General features: G+C 37.6%; 9 protein-coding genes. All 9 read right to left on the bottom strand.

Annotated elements, in window-relative coordinates; all coding sequences use genetic code 11:
- Window positions 1–557: 557 nt before the first annotated feature.
- The 9 genes from HNQ34_RS13760 to HNQ34_RS13720 all read right to left on the bottom strand — a co-directional run bounded on the left by HNQ34_RS13760 (window position 558) and on the right by HNQ34_RS13720 (window position 12,781).
- Entirely contained in the window at window positions 558–3,065 is a 2,508-nt protein-coding gene (locus HNQ34_RS13760; protein ID WP_183255623.1) for a beta-mannosidase, read from the bottom strand.
- A 69-nt stretch (window positions 3,066–3,134) separates the two neighbouring features.
- A complete protein-coding gene (locus tag HNQ34_RS13755) occupies window positions 3,135–4,649 on the bottom strand; it encodes a response regulator transcription factor (protein ID WP_183255621.1) in 1,515 nt (504 codons plus the stop codon).
- 8 nt (window positions 4,650–4,657) lie between these two features.
- The gene (locus tag HNQ34_RS13750; protein WP_183255620.1) at window positions 4,658–6,310 is read right to left on the bottom strand and encodes a cache domain-containing sensor histidine kinase; all 1,653 of its coding nucleotides are present in this window, start codon (window positions 6,308–6,310) and stop codon (window positions 4,658–4,660) included.
- Between the two features lie 170 nt (window positions 6,311–6,480).
- Window positions 6,481–7,365: a carbohydrate ABC transporter permease gene (locus HNQ34_RS13745; RefSeq protein ID WP_183255617.1), complete on the bottom strand. Its 885-nt coding sequence runs from the start codon at window positions 7,363–7,365 to the stop codon at window positions 6,481–6,483.
- Between the two features lie 16 nt (window positions 7,366–7,381).
- Window positions 7,382–8,257 (bottom strand): carbohydrate ABC transporter permease, encoded by an 876-nt coding sequence (locus HNQ34_RS13740; protein ID WP_183255614.1) that lies wholly within the window; start codon window positions 8,255–8,257, stop codon window positions 7,382–7,384.
- A gap of 65 nt (window positions 8,258–8,322) precedes the next feature.
- Complete coding sequence (locus tag HNQ34_RS13735; RefSeq protein WP_183255612.1) at window positions 8,323–9,624, bottom strand: extracellular solute-binding protein; 1,302 nt, start codon at window positions 9,622–9,624, stop codon at window positions 8,323–8,325.
- A 220-nt stretch (window positions 9,625–9,844) separates the two neighbouring features.
- Window positions 9,845–10,654: a sugar phosphate isomerase/epimerase family protein gene (locus HNQ34_RS13730; protein WP_246364210.1), complete on the bottom strand. Its 810-nt coding sequence runs from the start codon at window positions 10,652–10,654 to the stop codon at window positions 9,845–9,847.
- Between the two features lie 128 nt (window positions 10,655–10,782).
- Complete coding sequence (locus HNQ34_RS13725; RefSeq protein WP_312856135.1) at window positions 10,783–11,769, bottom strand: zinc-dependent alcohol dehydrogenase; 987 nt, start codon at window positions 11,767–11,769, stop codon at window positions 10,783–10,785.
- A 37-nt stretch (window positions 11,770–11,806) separates the two neighbouring features.
- Complete coding sequence (locus HNQ34_RS13720) at window positions 11,807–12,781, bottom strand: aldo/keto reductase family protein (RefSeq protein WP_183255605.1); 975 nt, start codon at window positions 12,779–12,781, stop codon at window positions 11,807–11,809.
- Between the last annotated feature and the right edge of the window lie 19 nt (window positions 12,782–12,800).

Genomic DNA, 12,800 nt, shown 5'->3' with positions numbered 1-12,800 from the left:
CGCCCAAACGAATAAATCACCTTCGCTTTCGCATATTTGGCCTTCGGATCCCATTCGTTGTGAGCAAGCTGGAGATAAGCAACGGTTGTTCCATCCTTGTTTTTGCGTGTTACTCGTCGTATGTACATGCCTATATTATAACTAACGTATAAACATTCATTTTAAAAGAATAAATTAATAAATCGTGTGCCTATGAAATTCGACGTTTTTTCCTAGGATCCGCATCACAAAATCCTTGATATAACAGCATTTTGGTCATTTCCATTTGCCTAAAATGGTCTCAAAACTGTCGAACTTGGGCTCCTCTTTCAGATAAAAATCGAAAAAATATAAAAGCAAGTGGAGAGAAACGAATTGTTTTTCTCCACTTGCTTCATTTTAGGGACTTATCGGACAGCCCCAACTTTAATAAAGTCACATACAGTTTCCCGATGATCGCCAGATGGGTAAAAGACGTTTCATTTCGGCAGATGTCTGTGGGCGAAACAGCCATTGTAAGTACACTTATAACTATTATTGTTTTTTATGCCTGTTTCTTCGCTTTACCAATTAGTTACTTAGATACTATTCAACGCAAAAACAGAGATTTCATCAATTCGAATGTCTTTCCCTGATAAATGCTGAAGTTGAATCGTTTTTGTCTCCCCCGGTAATAAATCAAAGAAATTATCCGAGCAAAGAACTTCTTCTTGTGGAATATCGATCGTAACAAAACGAGCTAATTGATCGGATATAATGGTGATCGTGTTGTTTTCTGTAGAACGGCTGACTTGTAACTGGGCTTTTGGATAATTCATTTCCTTTGAATCACGTAAATAATAAATATTATCTAAAAATCGCCCATTTAATGATCGTAATCGTAAGACAACTGTTTCTGGTTTCGCACCCCTTAATACCTTTTTTTCAGAAAAGCTAGCAATATGTTTTACTTGATTTGGTTCAATGACAAAGTCATATTGTTTAGAGAATAATTGCTTTCCTTCAACATGGAACACTTCTACTACGAGAGAATCTTCGATTTTCCATAACTTATCATTGATCCCCCATATGTGGATCGGTTTGCCCGGATCATGGTCGATCGTAACCGTGACAGGAGCAAAAAATTTCCGCGCATAATAATACGACGCTTTTGGCAACAATTCATAGTCAATCATCGACCAGCTCGTTCCCGGCCAACAATCATTTAACTGCCAAATGAGGGCACCGCTTGTAAACGGTTTATTACGCCTATAATGCTCAATTCCATATTTCAATCCTTCTGCTTGAGTTAACATGGAATAATGAATGTACTCTTCCATATCAGTTGGAATCCCTGTATATCCTTCCATCAAAAGAATCCCTTTTTCATGAAAATGATCTTTGTTTCGATACGCCATTTCGTCACTTTTCCAATAAAACTCCCCTTCTGGGATATATTTTTTTAGTGTGTAGCGATTGGATGAGGCGTGCATGCCGAATTCGCTAGAAAAACGTGTGCAATCCTTTTTATAATTTTTGAATGAAACCCCCTCGACCGAAATATTCTGTATTACAGGTTCCCCAATCTTTCTTGGCTCTACATTTCCATGCCACACTTGCCAATTGTGACGGTCACCATTATCTTCAGAATTAAAATCATTACCTCCATATGGTGAGCTCGGCCAATAAAAACGTGTTCCATCTAGCTCATTCAACAGCTCAGGAATGAGTTGATGATAAATTGTCTCTCCATAAAAAGGTGTTGTAACTTCTCCGTCCGTTTTTTTTCTTTCGTAAATCCAATCAATTTCATTGTTGCCACACCAAAGGGCGAGCGATGTATATTTTCTTAATCGTTTGATTACCTTTATGACTTCTTCTCGGACATTTTTCATAAAATTTTTATTGTAATCGGGATATAAAGCGTTTGCAAACATAAAATCTTGCCAGACGAGAATGCCGAGACGGTCGCACGTTTCATAAAAAATATCTTTTTCATAAATGCCGCCACCCCAAACCCGTATCATATTCATGTGGGCGCCTTTCACTAATTTAAGTAATTTCATGTATCGGTTTTCATTAACTGAACCGATAAAGTTATGAACAGGAATCCAGTTTGCTCCTTTTGCGAAGAGACGAATTCCGTTTAAGTTAAAAGCAAATAAATTTTCACCATTTTCATGTTTTTGTTCGATGACTATTTTCCGTATGCCAAACAGTTGGCTACATTGATCAAGAATATTGTTCTTCTTATCTTTTAATAACACTTTTAGTTCATACAAATACGGTTGGCCTAAATCATGTGTCCACCAGAGAATCGGATTTGTCACTTCGACAACGACCTTACCCGTTTTATTATCGATCACGGAATACGCAGAAAACGATCCTTGATTAGAAGATATCAACACTTCAACGGTCAACGTTTCGTTTGTGAAATAATACGATTTTGTTTCTACTTCCACTTCTACTATCGCCAATTCAGAAGTCAGTTCTACTGTTTTAGGGAACACACTATGGAGCTTAGCTTTTTTTCTTTTCAACAAATAGACATCTTTCCATATCCCTACCGTCACAAGCCTAGGTCCCCAGTCCCATCCAAAATTCATTGCTGCTTTTCTTATCCAACTCCTTTCCTTTCCATAGCTGCACCAATAATTTCTCTCTTTTCCAGCAACGCGTATGTGAACAGGATCAAATTTGACCGCTATGACGTTTTTACCTTTTTTCAGTTCTCTCGTAACTTCAAATTCATGTTCAATGAACATATTTTCCGTACTGCCTATTTCCACCCCATTGAAATAGATCGTAGCATACGTATCAAGCCCTTCAAAAATTAGTTCGACAAATTCCCCTTCATTTAATTCTTCTTGCCATTCAAAGGTGGTTCTATACCACCACTCTTTTTCTTCCACCCAACGGCATTTCAAATCATTGTGACCGACAAACGGATCTTCGATGATCTTTTTGGAGATTAAGGTGGTGTGAACATCCCCGGGCACATTCGTTGTCATCCAAAAATGATCAATATAGGCAGGCGACGCAATTTCAAGCGGGTGTTTTTCACCCGGTTCAAACCATTGAAGTTTCCAATTATTTGTTATCTTCATGACACATTTCCCCTTTAACTTTTTACAAGTTGAAAACATGTAATATGTGAAATCCAATCCCTCGTTTGTCTACTTTGCGTGGGACACAATGGTTCGATATTTTGACGGAGGAATGGAAGTCAATTTTTTAAAAATATGAACGAAATATTTGTAGTCTTTATAGCCGACTAATTCTCCAATTTCAAAGATGCGGTAATTCGTTTCAGTTAACAATTTCTTTGCTTGCTGAATCCGTACTTCGTGTAAAAAATCATTAAAATGCATCCCTGTTGCTTGTTTAATTAATTGACTGAAATAGTTGGGAGAAACATTGATATATGCTGCTACATCCATAGCCTTTATGTCTTTTTGATAGTTTTCATGAATATAAGAAATCGCTTTCTCAATGAGTCGCCGCTGTTCAAATTGGGTAGCGAACACTTGATAAGAAAAACAATCTTTCAGATCATCTAAAAACAATTCTTTTATTTGGGCGTAAGAATTATAAATGGTCACATCAATTTCACCAAACAATCTTAACTTTGGCTTATGGCGAAACCATTCAAATAGATTCATTTCTAATTTTTTTAAAACGGAAACGACATCTTCCAAAAAATAATGCTCATTTTTGAAGTATTCAAACATCTCCTCAACAACTATTTCGACTTCGTTAATTTCACCATAATTGCATTGTTTTATCTTTTGCACAAATTCCGCCGGTAATGCGGGAGAACGTAGATTGATTTGAATATTTTTAAGAGAAATTATTTTTTCGTTTTGAAACGGCAACGTCTTCATCCCATCAAGCAGCTTATCATATTGTTTTTTTAATTCAACAGTATCTGAAAAAGAATCAGAGACACAAAAGAACATCGGATAACTTAATTTTTTTTCAACCTTTTTTAACATTTCTTTGATGTCCGTAAAATGATCGTTCATTTTACACATTGTCACGAGCAGATTTTTTCCCACAAACAAGGATGTGCAAAAGCATTTCTTTTGAGTTAACTCAAACTCAATTAGATTCATCCACTGTTTTTTGACTTTCTGCTCTTTTTCATTCGTTAAAGGATGGACAGTCTTTGAATAATTTTCAATCGCGCTCCCGATCAACTGATATTTCCCAATGATCGATTTCAGGGAATCTTCATTCAAGCTGATTTCCTGGCCCATGACAATGGAAGATAATAGCTGATTAGCTCTCATTCGCCATTCTTTCTCTCGATCCCTCATTACTTCTTCTTTGATGTTTGAGACAATCTCTATTAATTCATCAATATCAACAGGTTTTAGCAAATAATCTTTTACCCCGAGTCTTATCGCGCGTTTGGCATATTCAAATTCGTCATAACCGCTAATCATAATCATCCGAATGTAAGGATAATGCGTAAAAATATGTTCCGCTAATTCCAATCCATCCATAATGGGCATCTTCACGTCAGATAAAATTAAATCCACTTCCAATTGATCGAGAAGGCTGAGCGCTTCTTCACCGTCATAGGCCTCGCCAACCACATTGATGCCAAGTTCCTCCCAAGGAACGGTATGCCGCAATCCATGACAAATGATCGGTTCATCGTCGACGATTAGCACATTAAATTCCAAAATTTCACTCACCTACACTTATGAATAACCTCAACATCATCTTCCTTTTCTTTGAACGGAAGAGTAATTCTAACCCATGCGCCAGGATCTGCTTTCTGTTTGATCTCTATCTGTGCTTCGTTGCCAAAAGCAATCTTCAAGCGATCATGGATATTTTTTAATGCATATCCTTTTTTAGTGACCATTTCAAATTGTTCATTGGAAAATCCTTTCCCATTATCCATGACGTCTATAATCAAATAGGAATTTTCTTTAAAACAACGAATATAGATTTTCTTTAGTGCACGCATATTCTCAAACCCATGGTTGATGCTGTTTTCAATTAACGGTTGAATCATTTGTTTTAAAACAATCGCCTGTAAAGCTTCATGATCGCAAAAGATGTAAAATTCCAGTGTATTTCCTAACCTTCTTTTTTGCAGCTCTAGGTAACTTTGGCTATATGATAACTCATCTTGAATAGTTATTAAAATTTTCCCTCTATTTAAACTGATTCGAAACATTTTGGAAAGCTGTTCAATGAGTTTACTTGTTTCCATGGCCTGCTCCAACCGGGCTGTCCATCTAATCATATCGAGCGTATTATAGAGAAAATGGGGATTAATTTGGCTTTGGAGTAATTTTAATTCAGACTCCCTGTTTTTGATTTCCATTTGGTATTCATTTTCAATTAAATTTCTAAGCCTAGTCACCATCTTATTAAAACGAATTCCCAAAAGCCCGATTTCATCCTTGTGTTTTACTGTGACACTTGCTGTTAAATCTCCTTTTTCGACTTGATGTGTTTGCTTAATTAAATCTTGAATTCTTTTAATATTAAAATGATAGAAGCCTAACATGGCCATGAATCCTAATAAAGTCAACACGATCATCATAAATCGGATAGATTTTTGCATCCCTGTTATTCCTTCAGCAATGCTTGCCTCATTCACAAATCCAATAATCACAAGATCGGTTCCATCCACCGGTTGTGTGACGACATGGTACGTTGTATGTTGTTTTTGATAACTTAATGTGATTGGCTCATGATCATGTTTGCGGATTTCCTGTAAAATTTTTTGATCTGGAAAAACGCGCCCAATATACGTCGAATTAGCGTGCATGACCACTGTTCCGTTCCGACTAATTACAAACATTTTTTCTAAATCTCTAAAATCCGTTTCGATATAATCATATATCTTTTTTAAATCCACGCGAATGACGACCATGCCTAATGGCAGAGAGACATTATTGATATCATTAATTACCCGAAATAAACTCATCACCTTATTTTCTCTCTTCCATTGGTCTTTCACGGTATATACATCGCTCCAATACACTTTTCCCATTCGCTCTTTTGCTTTTTCCATCGAAAGCTTTTCATTTTGTTCGTTCGCATCATAATAAATACCGATATGAATCTGGTTATAATAGTTGCTCATTAATGAAATGGAATGCAAGTAAAACTTTGACGTCAGATGAAATATCGCAAAACCATTAATCCGATCTTCCAAATCGGTTAAACGATTCCAATTCGATAGATTTTTTGGGGTTTTTAAATAAGCTCGGATATCTTCACTGTAAATCATATAGGAAGAAATATTTTCAATATCTTTCAAGACAGCTGATAGATTTTCGTTAATTTTTTCAAGGTGCCCTTTCGTATTGTTAATTGCTTGCAATTGGACAGCCTTATTCGCTTGAGAATAAATGAAAATGCTGAAGGCAAGCATCGGAATGAAAATAAAAACTAAAAAAATAAATAAAAATTTCCATTGAAGCTTCCAATCAGAAAAGAAAAAGAACCGCTTCATTTCGATTTACCTCTGGATGGGTACTTTTATCTTTTAGTTTACCCTTTTACAGCTCCGGCTGTCATCCCTTTCACGAGATGTTCTTCTAACAACACGTAAATAATAATCGTCGGAATAATTGCTAGCGTTAATCCCGCCATTTGTGCCCCGTAATTTGTCGTAAACTGTCCGGCAAAATTCGCTAATCCAAGAGGAAGCGTTTTCAGTGATTCGTCATTGACCAACACTAATGCGAATGAAAATTCATTCCAATTGTTGATAAAATTTAAAATAACAACTGTGGCTAAAGCTGGTCTTGTCATCGGAAGAATGATATGCCAGAATATCCGAAAAACCCCGCATCCGTCCATAATCGCCGATTCCTCAATATCCAAAGGGAAAGATTTCATAAAACTTACTAATATAAAAATCGTAATCGGCAGATTAAAGGCGATATAAGGCAATATCAGTCCAACATGCGTATTTAACAGCCCAAGATTTTTCATCAGTAAAAACAATGGGACTAACGTCGCATGAACTGGGATCAGCATACCAAAGGTAAAAAAAGTATAAATGTATTTTCCCCATTTAAATGAGAACCTTGCTAAAAAGTAAGACGCTAATGCCCCCAAAAATACCGTAAGGATTACCGCGCTAACGGATACAATGATGCTATTTAATAAATAGGTATCCAAGTGTGCTGTTTTCCAAGCTGTTTTATAATTTTCAAACTGCCATACTTCAGGTAAAGAAAACGGTTTTTTGGAAAATTCAATATTGTTTTTAAACGAATTGATCACCATCCAAATAATTGGATAAGTATTCACCAGTGCATAAATCATTAAAATGAAATAAATAAATGTTTTTTTTACATTTTTCTGTTTTTTTTCTATTCCTTCTTGGACGGAAACATTTGTGTTTCGTTGATAAGCCGGTTGAGCCATCGAAACTCCCCCTTTCTTAAACAGTTTTTCTTCTTAAAATGAGATTTGAAATATAAATCAATGCCAAACTAAAGAAAAAGATACATAAAGAAATCGCACTGCCATATCCGTAGCGTGTGGATGAAAAGGTTTTGTCAAACATGTACATGGCCATTACTTCCGTAGCATGTCCTGGCCCACCTGATGTCATTACATAAATTAAATCAAACGTACGCAAACTTCCACTGATACATAAAATAACCGCAACGATAATCGTATCCCATATCATCGGCAAAACAATGTAGATGGTTTGTTTTAACCCCGAAGCGCCATCAATTTCAGAGGCATCATAAATTTCTTGCGGAATATTCTGAAGTGCGGCGAGAAAAATAATTAAATACAGCCCTACAAACTGCCAAATAATTGTGATAGATACAGAAACCATGGCCCATTTTGGATCCCCAAGCCAGTTTTGTGCCCATTGCTCAAGCCCAATGATCTTGAGAAATTGATTAAATAGCCCTATTCTTGCGTTATACATCATTCCCCAAACTAAAGAAATGACAACGGTTGAAATCACCACAGGCATAAAACCGACCGTTCTAAAAAACTTCCCGCCTTTTAATTTTCGGTTTAACAGCAGGGCAAAAAACAACGCGATCGGAACTTGACCAAAAACAGAGGCAGCTAGGACATAAAGGTTATTTTTTAAAGATTGCCAAAAAATCGGATCGTTAAAGACTTCCTTGAAATTGGCTAACCCGACAAACGTCATTTTGGTAAAGCCGTCCCAATCCATTAAAGAATAGTAAAAAGAGATGACAATGGGAATAATAGCAAATAAAAAATAAACGATAATTGCAGGTGCGAGACCAATGAGTATCGGCCATTTTTTCTGACTTAAAAGATGCATAGGCTCCCTCCTTGAAAAAAGAGGAAATCAAGAACAATTGCTGTCTTGATTTCCATCCGGCTATTTTACTTTTGCTTATCCACCGCTTCTTGAAGCTTTTTAGCCAATTGTTCAGGTGTCATCGTTCCTAATGTGACTTCTTGCAAGCCGGCATTAATAATATCCGTCACTTCAGTAGGAAGAGTCGCATCATAAACAGGTGCAATCTTCTTACTTGTTAATTCGGCCATTTCTTTTAACTGCGGGCTAATGTCAGCAGGCGGCTCGATATTGGCAGGCACTAAAATATCAGCTTTCATTAAATTTTTATAATAATCTTCACCATAAAATGCTTTTAAAAACTCTTGTGCTGCTTTTAGTTTCTCCCCTTTAAGTTCACTGTTGATCGCAATTCCAGTACCTGTTACCGCTGAGACTGCAGTAGGATCACCAAGTCCGCCGTCTACTTGCGGGAAGAGTGCAAGTCCAATATGTTTATTAGGCGCAGCTTCTAATACTGGACCTAAAGACCATGCACCGTCAATCATCATCGCCGCATCACCTGAGATGAATAAATCTCTGTGCTGATTGTTATCGATGGAGTTGAAGTCGTCATTAAACGCTCCCATATCTGCTAATTCTTTAATAATGCCCACCGCTTTAATAAATTTCTCATCGGTGAATTTTTTCTTTCCCGTTTCTAATACGGATTTTAAGAAATCACTACCTGTCAAACGATCTCCAATTGTACTAATATAACTAGATTGAAGAACCCATTGCGCTTTGTTTCCTAGAGCAATCGGAATTGTACCACTATCTTTTAATTTTTTAATAAGTGTTTTGAACTCTTCATATGTTTTAGGGAATTCGTTATATCCCACTTTCGCAAGCATATCTTTATCATAATACACTACACTTGTTGGAGTTACGTTCGCCGGAATGGCATATTGCTTTCCACTAATTTGATAGTCTTTTAAATAATCCTTGTTGGTGATTAAACTATCCCAATTGCTTACAATGTCATCCAACGGTTGCACTAAACCGCCGTCCACTAATGGCTTTAGCTCTGCTCCCGGCCATACTTGAATTAAATCAGGAAGCTGTTTTCCAGCTGCTTGTGTTTTCAACTTAACTTTATACTGGTCATGCGGAATATTTTGTTGTTTAATCACGATATTCGGATGTTCTTTCATAAATTTTTCAACTTGTTTTAAACTTGCCTTATTTTGTGGTGAAGGATCTGTCCATATGTTCCAAAAAGTCAATTCAATTTTTCCTTCACTATCATCTGAAGATTTTCCAGAGGACTGTTCACTGCTGCCAGAACATGCGGTCAACGATAATAACATCACAACCAGTAAAAAACTTAAAATCCTAAATTTTTTCATGGCGCAACCCCCTCTAATATTTTTAAGCGCTTACATTTTTTATTGTATAAATAATTGATAATTACGATAATACCGAAAATTTAAAATACTATCCTAATTTTTCACAAAATTTTTGACAATGAATCATACAAACAAAAAAGCTGCCTCAAAAGATTTATTGACATCTTTTAAGATCAGCTTCCATATTATTTGACACTTTTCAAAATAAAACCTGTCAAGATTAGATCGGAATGTTCAATTCTTTCGCCACATTTCTTATATAAGCAGCAGCATTTCGATACTCTTTTTCGTTGGACAAATGCTCTAGAATAATTGGCATATCTCGATCCAATTTATTTAACTCATAGAGCAGTACTTTATAATCTAATATTCCAGCTCCTGGGCTTGTTTCGTCTAGATGAACCATAAAATTCGCAGACATGATTATATCTTTAGCATGACAGCTTTTGATAAATGGGCCTAATTTAGCGATAAATTCCTTTATCATTTCTCCGTTTCGGTAATAAACTCTAGGACTAGTAATCATATTAACAGGGTCAAAATGAACCGCAAACTCCTTCCGATCGACCGCCTTAATCAACTCAAGATAGGATTCCGCACAATCAGGAAAAATCCAAGGCATCGTTTCAAGCGTATAAAAGGTTCGCTTAGGCTTCACTGTATCAATAATCTCTCGTATAGAATCGACAATTAACTCAAACGTTTCACTCGTAAAATTTTCAGCAGCGGGGCCGTCCCATTGCTCCCCTCTCGAGCCTGCAATGTTAACACAGCATCTCGCTCCTACCATTTCTGCCAACTCAAGCTGTTTTTTGCAATGCTCGATCGCGGCTTTTCGAACCTGCAAGTCTTTACTTATCGGATTACTCCATGCCCCTACCTCAGCAATCAGAATATCGTTCTCATTTGCAGCCTTCACATAGTCTTTGATCAGTCCTTCATCCGCATCATAACTAAGCGGAAAAACGGCTGAACGATAGTTTTCTTTTAACAAATAGTAAATCCATTTTTCTGGATCATAACCATCCATAAAAACGGGACCTCCCAATCTCATGTCACACACCCTTTTCTACTATGACTATTATTCATATTAAAAAATCCCACCTGTAAGGAAGTAACTGCATCCTTACTGGTGGTCTGAGAAATGTTATTGAAAAGTTATCGGACAACGACGGCTTTTAAAAGTCCATCGCTACAGGAAATGACCTTTTCAAAGGAAGAAGGAATTTCTTCTAAACGAAAAGTGTGGGTCACAAAAGCAAGCGGATCAATTTCCCCTTTTACCATCAGCTCTTGAATTTCCGCTCCATCCTTCATCGTGGAATAAAGGGAGCCAATAATCGTTAAATGTTTATGAATGATGTCACTGGAGTTAAAGTTAAATTTTGCTCCTTCTCCGATCGAAACAAGCGTTCCAGCAACCTTAAGCACTGATAAAGCAAGTTCATAAGAGGCTGGTTTTCCGGAACATTCTAAAACAATATCAACACCTTGATCATTTGTAAACGTATTAATTTTCTCAAACGCGTCAGCTCCAGGCGACACTGTTAGCTGAGCACCAAGTCGGTTTGCGGCTTCCAAACGCTCTTTTATAGGATCAACCGCAATCACTTGAGCTCCACGAAGCTTGGCAAGAGCAACAGCAGCTAGACCAATCGGTCCGCAGCCTGTCACCACAACGATATGCCCCTTTTTCATCGAGGTTCGTTTAATCGCAGAATAAGGAGTACCCCAATTATCAAAAATGAGACTCCCGGCCACATAGCTTATTTCCGGCTCCAGCTTGAGGCAGTTACACTCCGGTACCGCTACCTTTTCAGAAAAACCAAATCCCATATGAGTGACAGAGCCCGAACAACGGACAAACTGCCCCTCCTGGCAAGCGCTGCATTGACCGCAGCCCTTAACATTATTAACCGAGACCCGATCACCAACTTTTAAATTTTTAACACCCGGACCTACATCAACGACTTCTCCGGCCACTTCATGCCCCGCTACATAATCATTAGGCGAATCTACATACCAAAACCATTTATCGGATCCACAAATGCCACATGCATGAACATCTACTAGAACCTCCCCTTCACCGAGAACGGGAGGCTCGACCTCGACCACTCTTAAATCCCCAGGTCCAAACGCTTTCACTTGCTTCAATGGACTCACCTCCAAAACTTGCATGCTTCTACCATATTGGCACAAATCCATCAATTTCTTTTAAAATCGACTCGATTTCTTCAAGCGTCTCAGGTGTTAATTCAATTCCCGATGCCTTCACATTTTCATCAAGTTGAGATGGACGGCTTGCCCCTACGATTGCTGAGCTGACACCGGGCTGGCGCAAAACCCAAGCAATTGCTAATTGCGAGAGCGTTAAACCTAAATCCATCGCGATATTCTCTAAGCGGCTAATGCATTCTAACACATCATTTCTCAAATAACTATTTATCCAAGTGTTAATCTGATTGTTCGCAGCCCGGCTTCCTTCAGGCAACTTTTGACCTGGCTTATATTTTCCAGTAAGAATCCCCTGTGCAAGAGGTGAGAACACAACCTGTCCAATCCCTTCCTCCTGACTGACTGGCAATACCTCTTTTTCAATATAGCGAACAAGCATATTATAAATAGATTGATTAGAAATAAGCGGGCGAAGATTTTTCTCTCTGATGATCGACATAGCCAGCCTAATTTGCTGAGCATTCCATTCACTAACGCCGTAATATAAAATTTTCCCTTGGGCAACTAAATCATCCAATGCTCGCAATGTTTCCTCAACAGGTGTTTCTTCATCAAAACGATGGCATTGATATAGGTCGATATAATCAACACCTAAACGCTTTAAACTAGCCTCACATTGTTCGATAATATGTTTCCGTGATAATCCCCGCTCATTTGGCCCGTCTCCCATAGGAAAATATACCTTTGTTGCTAAAACGTAGCTGGAGCGAGGAAAATCTTTAAGAGCTGCGCCAACAATCTTTTCTGCTTCTCCTCTGTTATAAGCGTTTGCCGTATCGAAAAAATTGATGCCTAATTCATATGCATGATGAATGCACTTTATCGCATTTTCAGGATCTATCGTTTCACCGTATGTTAACCAACTTCCCAATCCGATTTCACTAACCTTTAACCCGCTATTCCCTAAACGGCGATATTGCAATCGAATCACTCCTAGAGAC

Origin of the sequence: Anoxybacteroides tepidamans, from assembly GCF_014201465.1 — a bacterium.
In the GTDB taxonomy this organism is placed as follows: domain Bacteria; phylum Bacillota; class Bacilli; order Bacillales; family Anoxybacillaceae; genus Anoxybacteroides; species Anoxybacteroides tepidamans.
The sequence above is the reverse complement of the archived record's forward strand: the minus strand, read 5'-3'. Positions and strand labels throughout refer to the sequence as shown.

What these genes read in the sequence shown, in the direction of transcription:
- HNQ34_RS13735 (WP_183255612.1), bottom strand. Translation starts at nt 9,624, where the DNA reads ATGAAAAAATTTAGGATTTTAAGTTTTTTACTGGTTGTGATGTTATTA.
- HNQ34_RS13745 (WP_183255617.1), bottom strand. Translation starts at nt 7,365, where the DNA reads ATGGCTCAACCGGCTTATCAACGAAACACAAATGTTTCCGTCCAAGAA.
- HNQ34_RS13760 (WP_183255623.1), bottom strand. Translation starts at nt 3,065, where the DNA reads ATGAAGATAACAAATAATTGGAAACTTCAATGGTTTGAACCGGGTGAA.
- HNQ34_RS13740 (WP_183255614.1), bottom strand. Translation starts at nt 8,257, where the DNA reads ATGCATCTTTTAAGTCAGAAAAAATGGCCGATACTCATTGGTCTCGCA.
- HNQ34_RS13730 (WP_246364210.1), bottom strand. Translation starts at nt 10,654, where the DNA reads ATGGATGGTTATGATCCAGAAAAATGGATTTACTATTTGTTAAAAGAA.